The following is a 25,015-nucleotide window of genomic DNA, read 5'->3' as shown; positions in this document are numbered from 1 at the left end:
AAAANTAAACTTTATTAATCTTATACATTAAAATATTAGTTTAATTTACAAAAACTTTTTTAAAATATTGCTTTGATGTAAAATATCGCAAACACGGTCTAATTGTAGTATTTAATATATCTAAAACAGATTTTAATTTACTACGAATATTAATTAACGGTTCAGTTTGGTCAAATCAACGCCTTAAATCCCTATTTTATCCGTTCAACTAATGCTTTTTGTTTTGGTTTACCAGGGTCACAAAAATAGACTCTTATTTTAAAATGTTTTTCTATTGTTTTTCATTTATAAAATTCTTTTCCTCTATCTGTTAAAATACAACTAAATTTACTAATACCAATTTGTTTAATCATTTTCATTAAAACCATTAATACAATACTTGCTTTTTTAGTAGACTTCTTGCGATACCCTTTTTTATTAAAATATTATTATAAAATATAATTTATGAGGACATAAAAATATGAACAATAATAAATTTAATACTCTTAATGATAGAGAATGGTTAAGATTAACAGGAATAAAAAAATCCACTTTTAATAAAATGTTAGATATTTTAAAAGTTGCTGAAATAGAAAAATTTAAAAAAGGTGGTAAAACTAATAAATTATCATTAGAAAATAGATTATTGATGACTTTATTATATTGACGAGAATATCAGACTTATTTTCATCTTGGTAAAAGTTTTGATATTAGTGAGGCTAATTGTTATCGTAATATTAAGTGAATTGAAGATATTTTAATTAAAAACTCTGATTTTCAACAACTTGCTGGTAAAAAAGCACTAATAAATGATTATTTTAATGATAAAACTATTATTATTGATGCTACCGAAACTCCAATCCAACGCCCAAAAAAAGACAAAAACAATCTTATTCTGGTAAAAAGAAAAAACACACGATCAAAACACAAGTAATTATCGAACAAGAAACCAAAAAATTATTGCAACAAGTTTTTCGCTCGGAAAAAAACATGATTATGCTTTATTTAAAGAATCAAAAATCCCAATTTTAAAAAATACCAAATTAATAGTTGATAGTGGTTATCAAGGAATACAAAAAAATCACAATAATGTTCTAATACCTACAAAGAAAACAAAGAAAAACCCTTTAAACAAAGAACAAAAGCAATATAATAGACTAGTTTCAAAAATGAGAATTATTATTGAAAATATTTTTGCTATTCTTAAAAAATTTAAAATTATTACAGAAAAATATCGTAATCGAAGAAAAAGATTTGGTTTAAGATTTAATTTAATTGCCTCAATTTATAATTTACAATTATTATATTTAACATAAAATATTTATTTAAAATTAAATAATTTAAATAATAAATTAATTTTTCGTTGTGGAAAAATATTAAATTTTTAAATAAAAAACATAATTAATTAAAATTATATTTTTCTATTAGTATCTTTTTTACAAATATTTGCAATTTTTTAACAAGTAATGCAAGAAGTCTAATATCGTTTTGATAGTATGGTTAATTTATCAGTAATTAATAATGAATTTTATAATGCTAATGCAAAAGCATTAGAACTAAAACAAAATGGAATGACAATTAAGCTAAACTATTTGTATGGTCGTCAAACTAGTTTTAAGCCAGCCGACAAATATTGGGCACAATTACAAGTTGGTCCTGATTTTACAGAGAATATTTTTAAACTAATGCGAGCAGCTGGCAATCATAGCCCAACAGAAGTTGTTAAAAGTTTAGAATATTTAATTGGTAACATGCCACAGTTTTGGTCAACGTATAAACAAAATTTTTTAGCAGGTCAAGTTTTATATACTTTTACGCAAATTAAAACCGCGTTGGTACATTCTGCTTTACCTGAAGTTTTAGGTACTTCAATGTTTTGAGCTTTTGCAAAATGAGATGAAACAGCTAATGTCCACTATTTAACCGGTCGTGACTTTAGTAATTATTTAGAAAATATTTTATTAATTATTGGTCCAAATACCCCGATTGGAAAAGCAATTTTAAATTATGTCCAAGATAATTATCCACAATATTATGATATTGCAAAAAAGGTTTTAGAATTAGTACAAACAACAGGAAAACAATTTCTTGATGAGTTTGTTTGTGAAATTTTTCCTGATTTAGATCGCCATGTTACTTGGCCTGAATATAGCGAAAAAGCACAGCAGATAATTCGCGATTGAGCAAATTTAAATTCATTAATTTTTCAAATTCCCGTCCACATCCAAGGTTATCAGTATGGTGAATATGGGATTGGACTAGGAGAATTTTTCATTGCCATCGCAATGTGGGTTGGTGTTTTAATGCAAACATTTATTTTTGATCGTACTTGCCGGACAAAACGGGCAAAATGATACTAACATTATTTTTCAAAATTATTATTAATGTTAATTACAACAGCAATTCAAACAACAATTTTAGCTATTTCGTTAGCAATATTAGGATATAGTAAGATGGGACCTAGTTTTGGACTATTGTATGTGTGGCTATTGTTATGTAGTCTTATTTTTACTATTATTGAACATGCAATCTGGTTTGCGCCTGCTGATGGTGATGTTGGAAAATATCTAATTGTTATTTATTTAATTTTAAATTTAACAGCAGGTTGAGGAACATTCCCATCATTTATGCAAGCAAGGTTTTTCAATGTTATTTCAGTTTTAACACCTTTCAAATACGCAATTCACGGGATGGGAAATATCATTTACGGGATTGGAACGGGTGAAGGTTCATTAGTTCAATACCAAACTGAAATCTTACAAAATATGGGAATATTATTAATTTGAATTCCAATTTTATTAATAATTAGTTTAGGATTAACTTATTTATGACGACAAAAAGAACAATATGGAACTTTTAATTTAAAAGCATTAAAGAAAGTATTACTGGAAGAAAATATTAATATTAATAAAAATGTTTATCGTACTTTAAATGGTTTAAGTAATCAGGAAGTTGAAATAGTAAAAAGACAAATTCTAATTAATCAATATCAAATATTTGAAGAACAAAAAAGTCAGAAGATAAAGCGGATGGAAACAAAATTTGATATTACAAAAAATCCGAAATATTTATATAAAATTAAAAAAATTAAAGCAAAAGGTTATTCAATTGAGACAGAAGAGGAAGACCGTGATAGCATAGTGTAATTATGATTAAGGAGGAAAGTTATGGATAACAAAAATAACTTGCCAACTTTTAAAGAAATCTTTAAAAAAGAATGACAAGAGCAAACCGTTAAAAATAAGAAACGAATTATAAAATTTATCGCAATCTGTATTGTGCCATTTTTGTATGGTTTCTTTTGTGTTTGAGCTTTTTGAAATCCATTCCTTAAAACAGACCAGATTCCAATGGCGATTGTTAATCATGATGCAAATTTATGTGTGATTTATAAACCTAAAAGTGATACTGACAAATCAATTGCAAATGGGACTGATATTCATTATGTTAATGCAAACGATGCAACAAGTTGTAATGCAGCAGTTAAACCAAATGAAATTGCACGTTTTACAAGTGTTAGTGATAATATTGTTACTGGACCAAATTATTATGATAAAGAACATAATAATGTTAAAATCGATGTTAGTACTATTACCTTGAAATTAAATTATCTAAAAAATAAAGATACTAATTTTGAACCAAATGATAAATATTGAGTTCAACTACGAATTCCTGAAAATTATTCTGTTCATTTAATTAACATTTTAAAAAACATTGCAAATTCATCATTTGACCATGATCAGTTTTTAACGGATGTTACTTGAATGAGCAATAATCCGGTTAACTTGTGAGCAACGTATAAACAAAATTTTTTAATTGGTTATTTTGCAACAATTTTCGCTAATTTACGAGAAAGTTTTGTTCGTGAAGCAGTACCGCAATTAATTTTACCAATGCTTTATACCATTCTGTCTAATCCTGATGGGACCGTAAATCGTACTACTTATGATGACTATGTTAAAAGTATTAATACAAGCAATTTAATTAATGAAACAAATAATTTAGTTAGTCAAGGTAAATTAACTTCAGCACAAGGAAAGATTATTACTTCGTTACTAAAGGTATTTGGCTTAGTAAAAGGACCCTTGGTACAATTTATTTTTGGATCAGAAAATGTTGTTAGCAAAGATCAATATTTTACTAATAGTAATGAATTGGGTAAACATTTAAAAGATGTTGGCAGCATTATTGATATTTCATATAACGTGCAAGGTTATCAATACAATAAATATGGTATTGGATTGGGAGAATTATTTATGTTAATTGGTGTTTGAGTTGGGGCTTTAACACAAACATTTGTTTATGATCGTAAAGGTAGAACCAAAAACACATTATCTTATCAACATTATTTTAGTAAGTTACTATTAATGTTGTGTACATCCTGAATTCAGGTCACAGTAATGATGCTTTCACTATTAATTTTAGGTTTTGGGCAAATTGGTCCATCGTATGCTTTGCTATGATTATGAATGCTCTTTTTAGGATCAGTTTTCAATATTATTATTTGTTCTCTTTGGTTAGCGATTCCCGATGAAATGCTGGGGCGTTTTATTGCTGTTATTTATCTGATTATTAATTTATCAGCTGGATGAGGAACATTCCCATCATTTATGCAAAATAAATTTTTTGATGTTTTATCATATATCTCACCATTCCGTTATGGCTTACATAATATTGGAACAATAATATATGGTTTATCTTCACCAACAAGTATCGGTATTGGTGAATATCAAACTGAGATTGTCAAAAATATGGGGATTTTATTTATTTGGGTTATTGTTTTTGTTATGATTGGACTAGCAGGAACCTACTATCGTTTTTTAAAAATGAAATATGGAACAATTAGAATAAAATTAATTTATCAAGCAATGAATAACATTGAAAATATTAAAACATATGAAAAAAGTATTAGTGCATTGAATTATTTAACAGTAGAAGAACAAGCGTTAATAAAAGCAGAAGTATCAGGGCAATTATTAGCAAAACAGACAAAAAAGAAACTAAAAAAGCAGCCTAAATAATCATAGATATAATAGTAATATTTTTTGCCTTCTTTTTAAAATGAATTACCATCTATTTTATGGTATTATTTAAATACTAATTTATTCTATGAAAGCGAGGAGGACAAATGTATTTAAACTTATTAAATAGTACAGATAATAGTAATCCTTTACATGACTTCTTGTCAATTTCAACTTGGCAATCATTTGTTAGTATTTTTATTTTCTTTGGAATTATGCTTTTATTATGATTTTGAATTAAAAAAACAAAGATGCGTTTTATTTTTCGTGTTTTATTAGGACTAGCTTTTGGTTTAGTTATTGGAATTGTTGTTCAAGCAATTAATAATTTCCCATATAACACAGCTGATCCGTCAGGTTCAATGATTAATCCAATAATTCCAGATCCAAATGACCCCAATAAGAACATTCCAAATGATATTTATGTCTTGTGAGTTCATGAGTTTTCAATTTGAGTTAACTTCTTTAGAATGGTCTTTTTAAATGCGATTTTATTAATGACTGTTCCTGTTGTTTTCTTAGCAATTGCACGAGCCGTATCAAAACCAGGAAAAGATGCAGCATCAAAAAAAGGAACAATTATTACAATTGCCATTTTATTGTTAAATGTTGCAGTGATGTTTATTATTACCTTATTTATTGGTATTGCTTTTAATATTGGCAATGGTTTTACAATTTCGGGAAGTGGTAGTTATGATAAAGCAGCATCGAAACCATTACCACAAATTATTTGAGATTATGTTCCTTCAAATTTTGTTGCTCCATTCTTTTTGGGAGCAATTATTCCAGTGATGGTTATTGCAGGATTAATTGGCCTTGCGGTTAAAAAATCATCAAAAAGACATCCCGAAGATATGCAAAAAATCCGTGCTGGATTTGATCGTTGATGGACAGTTATTATGTCATGTTTAATGTTTATTATTAAGTTAATGCCTTATGCCGTAATGTCAATGATTACTTATGCCATTGTTTCGCGTCCAATTGGATATTTAGTACAAATTGGAATTGTAATTGGGGTTGGTTACTTATGTCTAGTAATTGCCTTGATTTGACATTCGTTATTATTAACATTATCAGGAATTAATCCATTTAAATGATGAAAATTTGCTATTAAGCCAGTAATTCAAGGATTTACAACCCAATCTTCAAATGCAACCTTACCTTTAACAATGGAAGTCTTGAAAGATGATATAAAAGTAAAAGAAAATTTAGTTGGTATTTCAGCACCATTAACAACAACAATGGGATTAACTGCTTGTGCTGGGGTACAAGCGGGAATTATTGTTTCATTTATTGTAACAGCAGGATTATTTGATTTGACAGCCGCTAATTTCTTTATTGCTTTAATAGTTGTTGTTGTTGTTGTTGTTGCGTCATTAGGAATTGCTGGTGTTCCAGGAACAGCTAGTGTTGTCACAGCCGGAGTGCTGGGGGGGGCTTGGTTTAGGGACTTTATATGTTCCTGTTTATGCAATTATTGGAGCGTTAGATGGCTTATTTGATATGGGTCGAACAGCAGTAAATGTTGCAGGAGGATTACAAGCAACAACAATTGCTGCCCGGTTAACAAATTGTTTAGAAAACGAAGATCTTATGCTTTTCAAATGATCACGCCTACGGCGAAAACGAAAGAGAGAAAAAGCGTCAAAATAAGAATAAAGGTAACACCTTTATTCTTATTTTAAATTGGAAAGGTTATAATATTACTAAGAAGACAGAAAGAAGGGGAAAAGATGAAGGTAATTGTAATTGGTGGGTCAACTGCTGGAATGACAGCAGCTAGTAAGTTAAAACGTATTTTAAAAGATGATGTTGAAATAGTTGCTTATCAAAAATTAAAATATCCATCGTTAGGTAGTTGTGGAATTCCTTATTATGTTGGAAAACATTTTGATAAACCAGAAAGTATGATTGCACGAACTGTTGAACAATTTAAAGATAATGGAATTATTGTAAAAACTTCGTGTGAAGTAACAAAAGTTGATTTTAAGGCAAAAACAGTTTATGGAATTAATCTTGCAACAAACGAAAAATTTAATGATACTTATGATAAGTTGATTATTAGTGTTGGAGCAACACCACGCAAATTAAATTTGGCAGGAGAAGAAGCATCAAATGTTTTTACAGGAACAACTTTAGAATCGGCAGTAGTTCTTCGCGATAGTTTAGCAACAATTAAAAATGTTGCCATTATTGGTGGCGGTTTCATTGGTTTAGAATTTTGTGAAAGTTTTGGTTTAACAGGAAAAAATATTACATTAATTGAAGCCGACAAATGGGTTTTACGAAAATTAATTGATGAAGATATTGTCCAATTATTAGTGGCAGATTTAGAACATAAAGGAATTAAAATTAAGACAAATGAGAAAGTAGCAGAGTTTATTGTTAAAAACAATAAAGTAACAAAAATTAGATTATCATCAGAAGAAGAGATTCCAACAGATTTAGTTTTAGTGGGAATTGGAGTTATCCCAAGCACTGATTTTTTAAAAGAAACAGAGCTAAAAATGAATGAATTTGGGGTGATTTTAGTTAATGATCAGTTTGAAACTAATATTAAAAATGTTTATGCTGTTGGTGATTGTGTTATGACAAAAAATATGATTGATAATAGGTTACAATATATTTCATTAGCAACTGTTGCGGCAAAAAACGGAAAGGTTTTAGGTAATATTTTAGCAGGGAAAAAAGATCATTTTCCAGGGGCGATTGGAACCGCTATTATCCAAGTTTTTGATAGTGAAATTGCTCGAACAGGGTATACGAAAGAGCAAGCAATTGCAAATGGTTTTAATACTAAAGAAGTGGTTATTACGGGAACTGATCATACTCATTATGTCGCCGATGCTAAACCAGTTACCGTTAAGGTTATTTATGATCAAAACACAAAAGTTATTGTAGGGGCACAAATCTTTGGTTATAATAAAGCTAGTTTAAGAATTAATGCTTTAATCCCATTAATTTGGACAAAAACTAAAATTAATGAGATTGAATATTTGGATTTACCATATTCACCACCATTTGCAAAAAGTGTTGATGTATTAAATGTTGTTTTAACGAAGATTAATGAAGACTAAAAATAAAGGAGAAAAAATTATTAAATGACAGTAAAAAATGCTATTAATTGACGAAAAACAATTAAAAAATATGATAGTAGCAAAACTATTAACGATAATGATTTATTAACAATTATTGAAGCGGGGCGTTTAGCACCATGCTCATTAGGGCTAGAAGTTACTAATGTTTTGACTATTACTAATAAAGAATTAAAAACTAAATTTGCAGAAGAGGTAATGAGTGGTTCGAATCAGGAAAAAGTTCAGAATGCAAATTGTATTATGATTATCGCTGGGATTAATCCAGAATATTTAGTCTCAACGGAATTTTTGACAACACGGTTAGAACGAAATATTGCACAACCTGATGTGTTAAAAAAGACAATTGATAAATATCAAACTTTTTTAACGCAAAAAAAAGATTTGTTTACCTTTGTGTCTGAACAAGCACATATTGTAACTAGTTTTATTACCCTGCAAGCTGCTGATTTAAAAATTGGGTCAACAATTATGGGAGGTTTTGATGTTAAAAAATGTAATGATTTATTATCAGAACATTGTTTTTTTAACCAAGATAAATTATATTCGATATTAGTCTTAGCTTTAGGATATTATGATGAAACAGATGAAAAAACAAGTTTACCACGGGTACGCATTGATTTTAATGAATTTGCAAAGATTATTAAATAATTTTTGTTTTTATTGATAATATGTGTTATGATTATTTACGTGTAAATAATATGCATCCATATTATTAAAAGAGAGGTGAATTATATGGCAAGAGAAGGAATCCATCCAAAATATTTTGATACTAAAATCATGTGCACAACTTGTGGAACAGAGCGCATGACTGGTTCTACTAAGGGGGAAGAATTAAAAGTTGATACTTGTTCTTCATGCCATCCCTTCTATACAGGTAATCAGCAATTTGCTAATGCAGCAGGACGTGTTGAACGCTTTAAATCTAAATTTAATAAAAAAGAAGAATTAGTAAAACAAACAGAAGAAGCATCAAAAGTACAAAAAGAACTTAATAAAAAAACAGCAAAACCAAAATCTGATAATTAAAAAGCAGAATAATGGTAGAAAACTTTTATCTTATTAAGATAAAAGTTTTTTTTAATAATAATTCTAGGTCATTTTGTTTTTTTCGTTATAATGAAAATAGACTACTTTAAAAGTTTATAAAGGATAAAAGGGAATTAAGTGCAAGTCTTAAGCTGTCCTAGCAACTGTAAAACTGACGAATGTTAATGAGCACCACTGAATAACATATTTGGGAAGGATTAACTAGTAGGATGAAGTTAAGCCAGTAGACCGGCCTGATAAATTTAATAAGAGTCCTACTAGGTAAATAGGATTAATTTATTTTGTAAATAAGATAAAAATATAAATATAAAAAACAAAAGGAGAAGAAAAATGGTTAAAAATATCTTGACGTTAGTAACAAGTTTAACAGTTGGTACAACAACTATTGCAAATGTTGCATTGCAATAATTAACTTCATCAAACAGCGAAAAAGTATCACAAAATAGTATTGATGGATATCATGTTAATAGTGTTAAAATCACAGTAAAAAATGAAAGTGGAAGAGTTATCAATACAATTACGTTTTATAATTCATTAGTAAGTTTAGGTGATATGTTAGCATCGGATTCCGATTCTTTTGGGCTTAACGAAACATCATTTGGCCGTTTATTGATCAGAGTTGATGATATAATAACAGATTTTAATAAAAATTATTGAGCAGTTTTTTCAAGCACACATCCATTCTACAAGTTTAGTACTAGTCCAGCAAATTATTGTTCAGTTGGAATTGATGGTTTAGTTTTTCGTGACATTTGAGAACAAGACCAATTATTTGATTTTGTCTTAACTAAGATTTAAGTTAAGTAATAATCCTATTTATCCTTTTTTTGAGAAAGGAGTTTCTATAATTATGAAAAAATATTAGCTAATTTGCTAGTTTTATCGTTGACCGTAACATCAACAACAAGTTTAATTAGTTGTCAAAATTTAAGTCAAAATAATAAGAGTGAAGAAGATTTGCCAACCTTACCAAATAATTTTACAATTATGCAAGGTGATATTTATCCATCCTTTGGTATTAGCAAACAAGAGGGAAACCAAAAATACTTGTTTAAACCCACAAGTGATCAATTGAGTACACTTTTTTTAAATTTGCCACAACGCAAAATTGCTCCATTAGGGTTTGCAAAGGATGTATCAAATATTCCTGATTTTCGATTTTATTTAGCATATCCATTTGCGGCAACTTTTACAATTCTTAGTGGTCAAGAATTGACACTTGACGAAAATCAAATGGTTAATGTTACCTTGGCTGTGAAATGCTTAAAAGTAGCGGAAAAATGGTTAGAGAGTGGTGCTTGAAAAATGCGTTTTACTGATATGAATGTTGAACAAAAAATAACTTTTAAAATTCCAATTATTCCAAATGAAACTGATGAATTAAATCGATTTGTTTTAAAAAAATATAATGCATATATTGCGCAAAATGATATTGAAATTAATAAGAGTAAGTTAGATTTTAATGATGTAAATAATGTTGCAAATATAAATTATTTACAAGAAAAAGCAGCTACTTTTATTGCTAGTTTTATTAGTGAAAATCCGGGTCTTAACAAAAAACTTAATCTTAAAAAAATTATTCCACCAAAGGGTAATCAAATTAAGAGTTTAGATGAACCTGCAAATAGTTTAGTAAAAATTAGTACAACATTTAATTTTACGTTAAATATTGAGAGGTTAGATTATCATCCACGATTAAATTTGGGGATGCCAATTAGATATAAAATCATGTAATTTATATAAAACACTATGGGGGTTAATAAAATTATTAACTTAAGAATAAGTGTTTTTTATTATTTTTATTTGGGTATAATAAAAATGATTAGAAGAGTGGTGTTTGAATGGGACTAAAAATTAGTAATTTAAAATATAAACTCTATAAAAAAAATATTTTTACTGATTTAAACTTTGATGTTAACAGTCAAGAAGTTCTAGGAACTTATTTTGAAAATAAATTTTCACAGTTATATTTTTTAAAACTTCTATTAGGAAAGAAAAAACCACGTAGTGGGAAAATTTATTTAAATAATCAAAACATTACTGCTTTACTGCCAAAGGAACGAAAAATTGGTTATGTTTCACCAGGGACATTACGGTTAGGTTTTTTGCCAACGAAATTACGATTAGCTTATCATATTCTAAAAACACCAAAATTTTTGCATGATAGTTCTTTAAAATACATTAAAAATAAATATCGTTATAAAAATTTAGTTTTTATAGGTAATGACTTAAATAAAAAAGATTTAATATTGAAAACAGATAAAATCATTAATGAATATTTTCATAATTCAATTAGGATTAAGGAAGAATGAATTGAAACATATTTAACACAAATTAGTGAATTTCATAAAAAGGAAATTGCCAAAATTTTAGAAGATGATAAGGATTCAATTCTAATTCAAAGTTTACATACCTACACTTATAAAAAAGAAGAGATTCGTGTTTACGAAGGTTTTCTTGCGTTTTTACAAGCCTTATGAGATAAGATTTATTATATTTCTGAATTGGATTATTTATGTGATTGTTATGAAATTGCCAAAAAAAGAAAGATTAAAAATAAAAAATTTGGATTTATTGGGGCTAAACTTGTTTGTGAAAAGTATTTAAAAACTTTACAAACTGAAATTCTTTATGAACGATATAAGCTAATTAAAGCAAGAAAAGCTTTAAAAAAATATCGTCTGAACGTTCTTAATACTGTTATGCGTGATAGTGAACGAAAAAATATTATTAAAGGGATTTTACATAAAAGTAATTCAATTAATGTTGTTACTTGATTGAAACTAGCAGAAGATCAGTGGTTTAATTATAATCAAAAACAAGAACAACTAATTTCAAATTTGTTGCCAGATGAAGCAACAATTGTTAAAGGAAAAGTTCTTGAATATTTTCATAAGTACCATTTAGCGTTATTAAATGATAAATTAATCCAACGTGAAGAAGATAATTCCCTTGTGATTGCTGCGGCAAATGAAAAAATTGTTACAGTTTATAATCAAGCATTTGAACAAGTAAAAGAACTAATGAGTAATTTAAATATTAAAATGAACTGATTTAAAATTACCAAAAATCTAAGTAGTTTTGATCATACAAAGATTAGATTAATTAATGCGATTTTAACAAATAAAGAATTGATTATTTTGCATAATACTTTTGATAATTTAACACATAATGAAGCAATTGAATTAAATGATATTTTATTAACGTTAAAAAACTATAATCCGCAAATGACGTTTTTAGTTTTGACAAGAAACATTGAAAATATTAAAAACTATGTTACTAAGTTATTGTTCTTTGATGAAAATAATAATTGTAAATTAATGACAAAAGAACAGGTTGAGTTTTTCCCCGAAACAATGCATTTATATCAAACAATGTACAATAGTTCTGAAAATATTTTTTCAATGCAGTATTTTGAAAAAGATCATATCCTCATGAATGAAAAAGTTAAAATTAAGCTACCAAAAGAAATTAAGTTAGTTGACCAAAAAGAATGTTGATTAGCGATTAACCCAAATTTAATTTCCTTTGAAAAAACAAAATTTTTTAATAAGGATTTACATTTAATGTGTAAAGGCCAAGTTAAAACAATTAAAAAAATTGGGAAATCAATTGTTTGTTTTTTTGAAACTGATAATAAAATGATTTTAAAAGTCTTAGTTCCTGAAAAAGAATTAAATTTAAAGAGAATGACTACAATATATTTTGATAAACATGCGTTATTAATTTATAATAAAAGTAGTAATAACTTAGTTATTGACATTTAAAGTGAGGAATTTTAAAATGAAAAATTTAAAAAAAACAATTTTACAAAAAATTAAAGATTATAATACTATTATTTGTTTGCGTCATATTTCACCAGATGGTGATGCTTATGGTTCAGCGTTTGGACTAGCACAATTTATTAAGGATAATTTTCCTATTAAAAAAGTTTTGGTTGATGGTGAACCAAGTAAGTATTTGGCTTTTTTAGCAACACCTGATCTTGTTAAACAAGAAGATTATCGTGGAGCTTTAGTAATTGTGACAGATACAGGTAATGTTGAACGAATTGATAGTAAATATTGACAAGAAGCAAAAGAAATTATTAAAATTGACCATCACCCCAATGTAACACCATATGGAGATTTACAATGAGTTGATGCAAATAAAATTGCAGCTAGTGAAATGATTGCTGATTTAGTTTTAACATCAAAATTAAAAGTTTCAGCAGCAGCGGCAAGATTAATCTTTACGGGGATTATCACTGATTCTAATCGTTTTATGTATAACAAAACTTCTCTTGAGACTTTGACGTTAGCAGGGCAATTACTTGCAAAAGGTTTTGATTTGCAAAACATTTATCACAATTTATATGAAGAATCATGAACAAATGCGTGTTTTAAAAATTATTTGTTATCACAAGTAATGGTTTATGATGATCAAATTAGTTATGTTAAAATAACAGACAAAATGTTAAAAGAACATCAAATGGATTATGAAACTGTTAAACCATGAGTTAATATTATGAGCAATATTAAAGAATTTAAAATTTGAATGTTATTAATTGAAAACAAAGCAGAAGGTTATATTAATATAAGTATTCGTAGTAATACTTATATTATTAATGGTGTTGCTCAAAAATATAATGGTGGAGGCCACGAATTAGCTAGTGGTGCTAGAATTTATCAGTGAGAAGATACTGAGAAAATTTTAGCTGACTTAAGTCTTTTAATTAAAAATAATGTTAAATATGTGAAAGGTGAATAATGTATTTTTTAAATAGTAAAGCACAAATGGGATGAATTGAGGTAATCACGGGTTGTATGTTTGCTGGAAAAACAGAAGAGTTTATTCGTCGTTTAGTACGGTTAAGTTATGCTAAATTTAAAATTCAAGTTTTTAAGCCAGAAATTGACAACCGATATAGTGAGAATAAAGTTGTTAGTCATAGTCAAAATTCAGTTGAAGCAATGCCAGTAAAAGATTCAGCAGAATTATTAAGTCGAATTGAGCTAACAACAAATGTGGTTGGAATTGATGAAGTTCAGTTTTTTGATAACAATATTGTTAAAGCTGCTGATTCGTTAGCAGATAAAGGAATCATTGTTATTGTAAATGGTTTAGATAAAGATTTTCGTGGCGAATCATTTCTTAATGTTGAGCAATTAATGACACGCGCAGAAGAAGTCAAAAAATTGCATGCAATTTGTGTTAAATGTGGAAATTTAGCAAATCGTACGCAACGGTTGATTAATGGTAAGCCAGCTAATTATTATGATCCCATTGTTTTAATTGGCGAAAAGGATAAATATGAAGCTCGTTGTCGACATTGCCATGAAGTAACATATTAAGTTGGAAAGGAAAAAAATGTTAACAAAAGCAGGATTAAATGCAGAAGCATATTTTATTATAAATAGTAAACCAAGAACAGTTATCAAACTTAAAGCACACTTTGTTGAAAATTTACCAATTAATTCTAAAATTACAATTATGGAAAATTTAATGGCGAAGGAAAATGATAATGTTGTTGTTAATGGCAATGTTTTTAAAATTAGTCAAAAGATTATTACTAAACATCCCGTTAAAAAACCTTTGAGAGTTGTGAGTATCGTTTAACCCTCCTTGATCAATTAAGAAAATTACCAAAATTTCAAGAAATTATTGCCAATCAGTAAATAAATCATTAATTATTATGATTTATTTTTATTATAATAGATTAAATTAGGCATTATAATTTAAAATATATTATAATAATTGTTAGGTATCTGAATAAATAGAGGTGGATAGAATGAATCAAAAAACAGTTGAACGATTAGAAGCAATGTTGAAGCGGTCAAATTTAATTAATGAAGAACTAACAAAACCAGAAATAGTTAATGATGTAAAAAAATTAACTAGTTTGGCAAAAGAACAAGCACAATTAGAAGATACTGTTGCATTATATTTAACTTATAAAAATGTTTTAAATAATATTAATGAGGCAAAAGCAATTTTAGAAAATGAAAAAGATGAAGAATTAATTGAGTTAGCTAAAGAAGAAATTAAGACTTCAGAAATTCGAAAAGAACAAATTACAGCGGAGTTAAAAGTGATGTTATTACCAAAAGACTCTAATGATGAAAAAAATGTTATTTTTGAAATCCGCGGTGCTGCTGGTGGTGATGAGGGAAATATTTTTGCTGGTGATTTATATCGAATGTATTTAAGATATGCTGAGCAACAAAAGTGAAAAATTGAAGTGATTGAAGAAAATGAATCAGAAGCAGGTGGGTTTTCCACAATTTCATTTATGGTGAAAGGTGATCGTGTTTATTCAAAAATGAAGTTTGAATCAGGTGCACATCGGGTACAACGAATTCCAAAGACAGAGAGCAAAGGACGAGTTCATACTTCAACTGCGACAGTTGCCGTTTTACCAGAAATTGAAGAGGTTGATTTTGAAATTAAAACAGTTGATTTAAAAATTGATACATATCGTGCTTCGGGGGCTGGAGGACAGCATGTTAATACCACCGATTCAGCGGTACGAATTACCCATTTACCAACTGGTGTTGTAGTTACATCACAAGATGGTCGTAGTCAACATGATAATAAAGCATTAGCAATGCAACATTTACGTAGTAAATTGTATGAAGAACAACAACGTAAAATTAATGAAGAACGAGGAACGTTGCGAAAAGATGCAGTCAGAACTGGTGATCGTAGTGAGAAGATTCGAACATATAATTATCCACAAAATCGAGTTACTGATCATCGTATTAATTTAACTTTACAAAAGTTAGATCAAATTATGGAAGGTAATCTTGATGAAATTATTACAGCTTTAATTAATGAAGAACAAAGATTGAAAATGGAAGGAAACTAATGACAGTTAACGAATTAATTGAAAAGTCAGAAGAGTATCTTAAAGCGTCTAAAATTGATAATTATCTTGCTGATGTTAAAACTTTGATAGCATTTTTTATGAAAATATCATTAGCTAAATTATATGCCGTTCAAAATGAAAAAATTAATTTTAAGGTTGATGATTATTGGCAAAAGTTAGTTGAATATCAAAATGGAAAACCAATTCAACATATTACTAATTTACAGAGTTTTTATGGTTATGATTTTTATGTTGATGACAACGTTCTTATTCCACGTTATGAAACAGAAGAGTTGGTGGATAATATTAATGTTTTAATTGATGATAATTTTGTTGAAGGTAAAAAACCATTAACGTTAATTGATGTTGGAACCGGTAGTGGAGCAATTGCAATTAGCTTGGGGTTAGAAAATCCAAATTTAACAATTTATGCTAGTGATATTTCACCATTAGCCTTGAATGTTGCAAAAAGAAATATTAAACAATTAAATTGTCAAAATGTTCAATTATTAAAGGGTGATATGTTAGAACCGTTTATTAAAAATAAGATTAAAGCCGATATTTTAGTATGTAACCCGCCCTATATTCCAAGCAACCAACAGATTAGTCATCGTGTTAAAGATTATGAACCGCATGTCGCTCTATTTGGTGATGATGGATTATTTTTTTATCGTCATATTTTTAAGAATTGACAAAAAATTGTTAATAAAAATGGTTTTTTATGTTTTGAACATGGCTATGATCAAAAAAAAGCATTAGAAAAATTAGTTAAAGAATATTTCCCAAACCAAAAATATTATTTTAGAAAAGATATAAATAAAAAATGACGAATGTTATTTGTTAATATTTTGTAGTAAAATAATAAGAGCTCAGGTGTGAGGTGAAAGTATGGATGATAAGATTAAAAAAATCAAAAGAATTCGCATTATTAGTATTGCATTTTTAGTAGTTTTATTTATTATGATGCCATATTTTGTTTTTATTGTTGTTTCGCACAATGATGATATTTTAAAGAATTTCTTTGCATTTACTGAAACAACACCGAAAGAAGTGTTAGAAACTTTTACAACTTCTAATTTGCCAAATCGCTTTTTAATTTTTGGTTTGCCATATATTGCTTTAGGAACGTTAGCTGGTGCAATTATTAGTACTGTTTTTTATATTTACTATCAAAAACGAACAATTAATTTTAATAATCGTATGTTGTTAATTGGAACAATTACTATTACTTCTTTTATTTTTATTACGTGTTTACTATTTTCATTTGCAGAGTATTATTATGATTTATTTACCGAATGATGTCGATCTTTAAAAGGAGGGTATACTGGTCCTGACTATATTGAAAATATTAATAATATGATTAAACCAGGAGCTCCTAATCGTGATGCAATTATTGAAGTATTAATTAATTTAGCAACAGGATCAGGAACTCAAAATCCTTATCCGTTGGCATGAATTGGAATTAATGTGATTTGATGAATTACAGGTTTACAGATGATTTTTATTATTTTTATTATGCTAAAAGTTGGTTTTAAATTAGAATGGTTATTAAATACTAATGTCAACTTAAATAAAAAGGAGGAATTAGTTGTTTTAAAAGACACTTTTAATCAGAGTGTTGCTAAGAAAATTATTAGTTTATTTTTAATTCCAAATGAATTTAACATTTCATTATGAGTCATTTTCTTTTCGAGTATTGCTTTTATTCCGCAACTAATTTATACAATTACTATAGGAAGTAGTTTTACCGATGCAAATCGATTTATTTTGTATTCTTATTTATATTCAGAGTTAACAATTAATGTTATTATTCCTGGAACAAGTAGTATTTTAGATCAACCAAATCTTGATTATTTCAATATGACAAGTAAAATGCCAGGATCACCGTTCTTTATTAGTATTGCACCAATTATTTTTTCCTCTTTAATTATTTCAATGCTATTTGCATTTAGTTTCGTAATGATTAAAAAACCAAATTTAACCCAAAAAGGATTTATTAGTTTTTATTTTAGTTTTTTAATTGTAACGGGAACATCGCTAGTAATGTTTTTAATTTCACAGTATCAAATCACACAAGCGGTTAACTATTGAAATAGCCAAAATGATCATTTTAAAGAAACAGTTATGAAACCACTTTTTGGAACAACAAAACTAAATTATTTTTGATTACAAGGAAGCGAACTTATTGCAAGTGGAATTTTATTATCTTCTTTTATTGGTGTGTTATCAATCATTGCCATTTCTCATATTTCAAAAATTAAAAGTAATAATAATCATGAAGAACAAGTAAGAGTAAGAGTAAATTCTAAAAATTTATAAGATAAGGAAGGGGGTTAGGTAAAAAATGAAAGTATATACAGTAAAAGAACGCAAAGAAATTATTGCGGGTTATTTGGCGGAGAATGTTATTATTATTCCGACCGACACAATTTATGGTATGACATGTATTATTAGTTCACAAACAGCAAAAGCAAGAATTTTTAAAGTTAAAGGCCGTTCAGAAAGAATGTATTTATCAGTAATTGTTAGTTCGATTCAAATGGCAAAAAAATTTATTGATTTAACACATGAAGATCTAAAACTTTTTAAAAAAAATGAAACTATTACTATAATAGGTAACATAAAAAGTGATATTAATAGTCGGTATAATATCACTAGTGATAATACAATTGGGCTTCGAATTACGAAGTCAAAATGATTGCAAAAAATTATTAAAAAAGTGGGACCAATTTATGGGACAAGTGTTAATATTAGCGGCCAAAATTATGCAAAAGAATTTAATGAGCTAAAAAAATTTGATGTTGATATTATTGTTAATGATGGATATTTAGATAATCGTCCTTCAAAAATTTATAATTCTTTAACAAAAGAATTTATTAGATAAGAGGTAAACAATGGTAGAAAAAAATAAAACCAAAAAATGATCATGATATAAAATTGTTAATCTTGTTATTTTAATTATTTTAATTATTTTAACGATTGCTTTTACAGTGATGTTTGTTATTGATCAAAAAGCATATACCGTTGTCTTTTTAATGAGTGTTTTATTGTTAGGAATTTGAGTAACTGGTTATTTCATGGGCCATTTTTTATTTATGAATCGAGAAAACATTAAAGATGGGACAAGAAAATTATTTGATGATTATCGCAAAAAGGATAAGAATAAAAATAAAGAATCGAAAGCAGAGAAAATTAAACGTTTAGAAAAAGAACTAGCGGATTTAAAAGAAGAGGAAGAAGATTAATTTTATAAAAAGAATAATATCATACCAAATTGCAATTTAAATTGCAATTTTTTTTATAATTTTTTTAGTAAATATGATATAATTTAAATATGGAGAAATGATGCAGGAGGGCTAAACATGTACATCAATCCATTCGAACGAATGAAAAATTTAAAATTAAATACAGAAGAGACAAAGCCAAATAATTCAAAGAGCAATGAACAAAAAATGAATTCAACACAAGTTGTTAATGAGGATGCAGGGATGGCAGTAGGTTTATTTAAAAATAGTGGGCATGAAATTAAAAAAAATATAAACAAAGAAGAATTAGGTAAGATTGATGGTATGGTATTATCAAATTATGAAATTGTTCGTGATTTAATAAAAACATTTAAAGAAAAAAATAATGAGATGCAGTCTTTCTTAACAATCGTTGATAATCAACACCAGGATTCAATGTCGGAAATTGTTAGTTCATTTTTTTCAATGCCACTTGTTAATATTGATCTGTTACGTATTGAGTTATATGCTTCACCGTTCTTATTCCTACTTAAGAGAATTATTAAAGGGTTACCAAAAATTAGTTTAGAAGATAAAAAAGTTTTATGAGATCGTGTTAAATTGTTTGCAAGAACGTTACGAAACAATGAATTATCAGAACAAACTAACGATTCAAATTCAGTGGTAATTATTAATGAATTAGAATTTGATGATCCGCTAGAATATATTAAGAAAGAATTCGAAGACATTTTACGGGCATATGAGATTAAAGATAATATTGTAATAATTTTCAACAACATTGATTTAGTTGGATATGCAAAGTTTAAAACAGTTTTTAGTTTAGTACATGCAATTTTTAAAGGAATTATTCAATTTAAATTTATTGTTGCATTAAATCCGGTTTTAATTGAGACTTATGTTACCCAAGTTTATGGTAATAATTTAACAGAACAATTAATAAAACATGAAATTAGTGTTTTTGATAAATGCTACATTATTAGAGATGACCAAGACGATAATTCTGTTGAACAAGCAGCACCAAAAGTAGAAGAAGAAGCACTCCAACCAATGCAAAATTTTGCCCCAGTTGAAGAGGAAGAAGATGATGAAACAATTGGGTTTGATTATTGAGCTATGCGTGGCGGAAAGTAAATTAGAGGAGGATAAGTTGATATGTTTACATTTTTAGTAACCTTAGGATGAGTCCTAATCATAATTGGTGCAATAGTTCAAATTTTTGCGGCAATATTAAATCTCTTGGTGATTCAACAAGTTGCGCTTCCAACAATTTTTAATTCAATAAATGATATTTTTCAAACATCAATTTTTAAACAAGAAGAAATTTTAAATGGTTTAACTGGTGATGCATGGGCATATACCATTAACGCATTATCAATCTTTGTTGCTTTAGCAGCAATTACGTTAGTATCATTTCAAATTAACCGTGTTAAGAAAGGACAACGAATTGCAAGACCATATATCAAAATGATTTTTGTCACATTAATTATTGCTTCATTAGTATATGGAAAAGTAGCTGTTTTAATCTTTGCTGCATTCATTTTTGTTGCTTTATTATTTATTGAATCGTCATTATTTGATGTAGAAGCTTTACAAAATTTTGTTGAAGAACGAAATATGATTGTTATTTACCATCAAGATAAAAAACTTGAAAGAGAGGTAAATAAAGAGGGAAAGTATCATGGAAACGCAACTATGGGAGTTGGCGTGACTACCGCAGGGATCGAAAATACCGGAAAAAATTTCAGAGACAATGATTATGTAAGCGCGGATGATAATAAAAAATCATCGGCCCAAAAATCAAATGCAATGTTTACATCAAATGAATTAAATAATTTATTTAATTCTGGTAAGAGTGATGTTGATGAAAATGAATTAGCAAATTTAATTAGTGATATGACACATGTAGTGTCAAATCCTTCTAATTCAGAAGTAAGTAAGCTGAATGATTTAACAAAACCACCATTGCCAACAGAGCTTATTAAAGATACACCAGTAGAACCAGTAAAGGTGGAAGAACCATTAGTTGCAACAACAGTAAATGTTGAGCCCGAAACAAGTGCATTAGAAGGTAAAACTGTTAATGTTCCTATTACAGAAACTAATCTTAATTCTGATCATGCAGTTAATGCTGATGTTGAACTTTTTGTTGATAAAACAGCAGTTTTAGAAGAAAATGATAATTTAAATGATGAAGAACAAAAAGAACCAACAAGAGATAAAGAAATTGATTTTGATTTTTTAAATGATGGGATATTAAATTCTTCATCTTCTGATGCAAGAGTATTAACAAAAAAAGAAAAGAAACTTTACAATAAATGAAATGAGATGTATCAGCAAGCTCTTAATATCAAAAACTTGATTGAAGAGGAAGTTCAAAATACTAATGCACCAACTAAATCAATTAAAAAGAAAGCTAAGATTTATAATTTAATTGCTAAAGAAGCAAACAGTCTAGTAACAAAATTAAAATTAGATGCTGATCAGCATTTGAAAATGATGCATATTGCTGAAATTTTTGGAGATATTTCACAAGCAACAAGTGATTTTCTGAATGAAAATGCTATTGTTTCAAATAATGATATTTTAGACAACATTTCAAATGAAACAAGTAGTAGTAAAGAAGATAATGATATTCTTGATAGTTTGACAAAAACAGATGATTTAATTACCAATGATTTGAATATTGGTACTGATGATGGTACGGTTATTTTTGGGACAACTGTTGCAACAGAAATTGTGCAAGATAGTCCGCAAGAAGATCTTACTTTTATTCCAAAAAATTATAATATTGATAAATTAGATGGTGAATTATTATCCGAAATTCAATCATCAGATAGTCAGACCCAAGAAACTATTAATTATATTGATGATAGTCACGGATATACATTTGCAGAATTAGAAGGATTGGATGATCTTCATAGTGAAGGATCTCCAACCGGAATTGAAGATAAAGGCCCTGATGCTGAAATAATAACATTTGAAAATAATGAGCATGTTGAAACAATGCCAGAAGAATTGGCAGCAATTGATAATAATTCAATTTTAGATAAACCTTCAGAATCTGTTTTAGCAACTGCTGAAAAAATAGCAAGTTTTAATGCGCCAGTTGAAGAAAACAAAATGACAGCTTCACCATCAGAAAGACCATTAGTAAATAACTTAGAAAATATTAACGATGAATTAGTTGATGATCATGATAATAATGATGGGGAACTATTAGACGATGTTATTGTAAGTGAACCAATTAAATCAGTACCATCGGAAATTAAATCAACACAATCAGAAATTAAACCAGCTTTAGATGATGAAATATCATATAGTTTGGATGAACTAGATAATAAAATTATGAATGGGGATTTTTCAAATCTTGATGACGAAGTAATTGGATATGAAATTGAACAAAAAGATCCACCAGTGGTAGAAACTACCCCAGTGAAACAAAAATTAGAACCAGAGCAGGGGTCAATTGCACTTCAACCAGAAGGTGATAACAATTTTGATTGCCGATTTGAAAAGTTAGAAGATCTAATTAAAAATTCAATTGATTTGCAATCAGTTCATACAAAAACATTGGGTGAAGTACAAGAACATTTAACTAGTTTAACTTTAAAAGTAGAAACATTAGAAACAAAATCAACTGATTTTGCAAAAAAAATTGCAGATGTTGAAACAAAAAAATATGTTAATTATTATGGGGTAGTACCGATTGATCAGTTTTATTCACAAATTGATGATCTTAACTTAGCTTCAACACGTTATAATTTATACAATAAAAAAGGATATTCAAATACATATGGTGCAACTAGTGCTAGTGATGTTCCATATGGTTCGGGAAGTTATTATCGGGCAAAAAATCCTTCTTCAGGACAAGACGAAATGATGATAAACAATAATCCGCAGGTTGATTATAACCATCTTAATTTACATAATATTTCAAAATATACAAAGCAAGACATTCCTTATGAAAGTAATTGTCCATTCTGTAAAAAAAATAGTAAATAAAAAAATACCTTAGGTAAATCTAAGGTATTTTTTTATTAAAGTAATTCAAGCCATTATAATTTTTTGAAAAAGTATTATACCATAAAAAATAGCAAATTTGACAATTTTATTTTTTTCTGTTATACTTACTGTAGTAGATAATCAGGATATCTACATTAATGGAGGTGTTATGTATGACCTTCCCTTCATTAGTGACTTTACCAGTTGAATTACAAAATCATGTTGTTAATGTTTGTATTAATATGAATATTAACTAAATTAACCTAATAAAAAAATCAGTCACTTTGGAAACCTGACTGAGAAGAGTAGTTTATTTGACTGGTAAAGTCATTTTTTTAACCACAGATTAATTATATATAAATTCTAAGAATAATGCAATATTTTTTGCTTTTTTCTTATAAATATATAAAAACGGTAAATTATGCTATTTTTTAAATAAAAAGTAGCATTTTTTGCTTTTTAATTATTTAAATAAATGTCTTGTTTTTAAAAGCAAATATTAACTTATGGTATTATATAGGTACATCATAGTTATATGATGCATAATTTATTAAATTAACTAACTCAACAGAAAGTTAACTAATTAGCATTTTAAAAAAATAATTAAAATTTGACTTTTCAACAAGATAATTTATAATAAAAATAACTTTCAAATATAAACACTTAATTATATTGAAAGTTTCAAACTATTTATAGTTTCCTTGCTCGGAACTTTTAAATGTAATTTAGTGTTTTTTTATTTGAAAGGAGTTTATAAAAATGAATAATGTTTTTATTCAAGATAATTTAATAAATAAAGGTCATAATGTATTTATGAATGATTTATAAATTATGTTAAAAAAGAATATTATTTAAAAAAGGTATTTTATGGTAATTATGTTAAAAATATTATTTTACCACTAGAATTAATTAATAATAATCTTCGTAATAAATATGATATTAAAAATACTGGTAAAAATGATAAAAAATTATGAAATAGTCGTATTCGTACCCAAGGAAATTTTATTCGTAAAGCATACGAAAATTTTTGAAATTGTAAAAATCTTGGTTTTTTAACTCTTACTTATGCAGTTAATGAAACTGATATTAAAAAATGTAAATATGATTTAAAAAAGTTTTTTATTAATATACAAAAACAATGATGAGATAAAAGATATAAACGTCCAAATGATAAGGCAGAATTTAAATATACCTATACTTATGAATATCAAAATCGCGGAGCAGTTCATTTTCATATTATATTTAATCAAAAAGTACCTAATTGAGTAGTTTTAAAATATTGACCTTATGGAATTAACAAAAATATTAAAGTTCGTAAAGGAACAAATGAAGATGTTGTTAAGTATATTGGTAAATATATTGTTAAAACAGCAAATGATAATAAAAGTCAAAATCACTATGATTTAAATATTAAAGCATATCAATTTAGTCGTAATTGTAAAAATCCAAAAATAAAAGTTGGAGTTGTTGAATTATCAGAACAAGATTTAATTTATTCAGTTAAAGATAACTTAAATTATTTTGCTTTTGGTGATAAAAATGGTTATAAAATTGGTTTTAGTTGTGATAGTTATTATGGTTTAGATAAGTTTAGAGAATTTAAAAAATATGTTTCTGCTGATAGGAAAATATTTAGAAATTTAGTTAAAAATACTAATTTTGCTGTTAATAAAAATAAAAATTTAAGGTGTTAAAAATAAAAAAAAGAGTAAAAAACTCATTAAAAAAGTGGCAATTGCCTTGCTCAACAATCACCACAAATTAATTAAAACAAAA

22 protein-coding genes, 1 pseudogene and 1 riboswitch are annotated in these 25,015 nt (G+C 27.3%); of the genes and pseudogenes, 22 read left to right on the top strand and 1 reads right to left on the bottom strand.

From position 1 onward, the window contains the following. Positions 1 to 191: 191 nt before the first annotated feature. Complete coding sequence (locus tag TS70_RS02515; protein WP_133165033.1) at positions 192 to 359, bottom strand: DDE-type integrase/transposase/recombinase; 168 nt, start codon at positions 357 to 359, stop codon at positions 192 to 194. A 101-nt stretch (positions 360 to 460) separates the two neighbouring features. Between TS70_RS02515 and TS70_RS02510 the strand changes: the two are divergent. The 22 genes and pseudogenes from TS70_RS02510 (at position 461) to TS70_RS08825 (ending at position 24,933) form a co-directional block, all read left to right on the top strand. Beyond that, a pseudogene (locus TS70_RS02510) lies at positions 461 to 1,295 on the top strand (IS5 family transposase). A gap of 180 nt (positions 1,296 to 1,475) precedes the next feature. After that, positions 1,476 to 2,339 (top strand): hypothetical protein, encoded by an 864-nt coding sequence (locus TS70_RS07285; protein ID WP_232332356.1) that lies wholly within the window; start codon positions 1,476 to 1,478, stop codon positions 2,337 to 2,339. A gap of 24 nt (positions 2,340 to 2,363) precedes the next feature. Beyond that, positions 2,364 to 3,125: a hypothetical protein gene (locus TS70_RS07280; RefSeq protein ID WP_232332355.1), complete on the top strand. Its 762-nt coding sequence runs from the start codon at positions 2,364 to 2,366 to the stop codon at positions 3,123 to 3,125. A 21-nt stretch (positions 3,126 to 3,146) separates the two neighbouring features. Continuing rightward, positions 3,147 to 5,000: an ABC transporter gene (locus TS70_RS02500; RefSeq protein WP_198049311.1), complete on the top strand. Its 1,854-nt coding sequence runs from the start codon at positions 3,147 to 3,149 to the stop codon at positions 4,998 to 5,000. Positions 5,001 to 5,107: 107 nt separating this feature from the next. Beyond that, positions 5,108 to 6,685, top strand: coding sequence for a cation:dicarboxylate symporter family transporter (locus TS70_RS02495; RefSeq protein WP_232332354.1), 1,578 nt, complete (start codon positions 5,108 to 5,110; stop codon positions 6,683 to 6,685). Between the two features lie 48 nt (positions 6,686 to 6,733). Beyond that, complete coding sequence (locus TS70_RS02490; RefSeq protein ID WP_040092538.1) at positions 6,734 to 8,077, top strand: FAD-dependent oxidoreductase; 1,344 nt, start codon at positions 6,734 to 6,736, stop codon at positions 8,075 to 8,077. A gap of 24 nt (positions 8,078 to 8,101) precedes the next feature. Then, on the top strand, positions 8,102 to 8,746 hold the full coding sequence (locus TS70_RS02485) for a nitroreductase family protein (protein WP_040092540.1): 645 nt from the start codon (positions 8,102 to 8,104) through the stop codon (positions 8,744 to 8,746). Between the two features lie 84 nt (positions 8,747 to 8,830). After that, positions 8,831 to 9,124, top strand: coding sequence for a 50S ribosomal protein L31 (gene rpmE, locus TS70_RS07275; protein ID WP_040092542.1), 294 nt, complete (start codon positions 8,831 to 8,833; stop codon positions 9,122 to 9,124). Positions 9,125 to 9,205: 81 nt separating this feature from the next. Then, positions 9,206 to 9,396, top strand: a riboswitch (cobalamin riboswitch). A gap of 301 nt (positions 9,397 to 9,697) precedes the next feature. Continuing rightward, a complete protein-coding gene (locus TS70_RS02475; protein WP_040092544.1) occupies positions 9,698 to 9,943 on the top strand; it encodes a hypothetical protein in 246 nt (81 codons plus the stop codon). An 87-nt stretch (positions 9,944 to 10,030) separates the two neighbouring features. Continuing rightward, complete coding sequence (locus tag TS70_RS02470) at positions 10,031 to 10,879, top strand: hypothetical protein (RefSeq protein WP_198049310.1); 849 nt, start codon at positions 10,031 to 10,033, stop codon at positions 10,877 to 10,879. A gap of 107 nt (positions 10,880 to 10,986) precedes the next feature. Further along, a complete protein-coding gene (locus TS70_RS02465; protein ID WP_198049309.1) occupies positions 10,987 to 12,912 on the top strand; it encodes a hypothetical protein in 1,926 nt (641 codons plus the stop codon). 16 nt (positions 12,913 to 12,928) lie between these two features. Continuing rightward, positions 12,929 to 13,894: a DHH family phosphoesterase gene (locus TS70_RS08400; RefSeq protein ID WP_198049308.1), complete on the top strand. Its 966-nt coding sequence runs from the start codon at positions 12,929 to 12,931 to the stop codon at positions 13,892 to 13,894. Next, on the top strand, positions 13,894 to 14,478 hold the full coding sequence (locus TS70_RS02455; RefSeq protein WP_198049307.1) for a thymidine kinase: 585 nt from the start codon (positions 13,894 to 13,896) through the stop codon (positions 14,476 to 14,478). Before TS70_RS08400 ends, TS70_RS02455 begins: the two co-directional genes overlap by 1 nt. A gap of 16 nt (positions 14,479 to 14,494) precedes the next feature. Further along, complete coding sequence (locus TS70_RS02450; RefSeq protein ID WP_232332353.1) at positions 14,495 to 14,743, top strand: hypothetical protein; 249 nt, start codon at positions 14,495 to 14,497, stop codon at positions 14,741 to 14,743. A 172-nt stretch (positions 14,744 to 14,915) separates the two neighbouring features. Next, the gene (prfA, locus tag TS70_RS02445; RefSeq protein WP_040092554.1) at positions 14,916 to 15,992 is read left to right on the top strand and encodes a peptide chain release factor 1; all 1,077 of its coding nucleotides are present in this window, start codon (positions 14,916 to 14,918) and stop codon (positions 15,990 to 15,992) included. Continuing rightward, positions 15,992 to 16,846: a peptide chain release factor N(5)-glutamine methyltransferase gene (prmC, locus tag TS70_RS02440; RefSeq protein ID WP_198049306.1), complete on the top strand. Its 855-nt coding sequence runs from the start codon at positions 15,992 to 15,994 to the stop codon at positions 16,844 to 16,846. The genes prfA and prmC overlap by 1 nt, the downstream gene beginning before the upstream one ends. A 34-nt stretch (positions 16,847 to 16,880) precedes the next feature. Next, positions 16,881 to 18,311 (top strand): polypeptide chain release factor methylase, encoded by a 1,431-nt coding sequence (locus TS70_RS02435; RefSeq protein ID WP_198049305.1) that lies wholly within the window; start codon positions 16,881 to 16,883, stop codon positions 18,309 to 18,311. A 25-nt stretch (positions 18,312 to 18,336) separates the two neighbouring features. Beyond that, on the top strand, positions 18,337 to 18,876 hold the full coding sequence (locus TS70_RS02430; protein ID WP_127092394.1) for an L-threonylcarbamoyladenylate synthase: 540 nt from the start codon (positions 18,337 to 18,339) through the stop codon (positions 18,874 to 18,876). A gap of 10 nt (positions 18,877 to 18,886) precedes the next feature. Further along, on the top strand, positions 18,887 to 19,237 hold the full coding sequence (locus TS70_RS02425) for a hypothetical protein (RefSeq protein WP_040092561.1): 351 nt from the start codon (positions 18,887 to 18,889) through the stop codon (positions 19,235 to 19,237). Positions 19,238 to 19,354: 117 nt separating this feature from the next. Next, the gene (locus TS70_RS02420) at positions 19,355 to 20,368 is read left to right on the top strand and encodes a hypothetical protein (RefSeq protein WP_198049304.1); all 1,014 of its coding nucleotides are present in this window, start codon (positions 19,355 to 19,357) and stop codon (positions 20,366 to 20,368) included. 21 nt (positions 20,369 to 20,389) lie between these two features. Next, positions 20,390 to 23,239: a hypothetical protein gene (locus TS70_RS02415; RefSeq protein WP_198049303.1), complete on the top strand. Its 2,850-nt coding sequence runs from the start codon at positions 20,390 to 20,392 to the stop codon at positions 23,237 to 23,239. An 809-nt stretch (positions 23,240 to 24,048) separates the two neighbouring features. Further along, the gene (locus TS70_RS08825; protein WP_443028832.1) at positions 24,049 to 24,933 is read left to right on the top strand and encodes a rolling circle replication-associated protein; all 885 of its coding nucleotides are present in this window, start codon (positions 24,049 to 24,051) and stop codon (positions 24,931 to 24,933) included. Positions 24,934 to 25,015 lie beyond the last annotated feature (82 nt).

Source organism: Spiroplasma sp. hyd1 (assembly GCF_016082235.1).
Lineage (GTDB): Bacteria > Bacillota_I > Bacilli_A > Mycoplasmatales > Mycoplasmataceae > Spiroplasma > Spiroplasma poulsonii.
The sequence above is the reverse complement of the archived record's forward strand: the minus strand, read 5'-3'. Positions and strand labels throughout refer to the sequence as shown.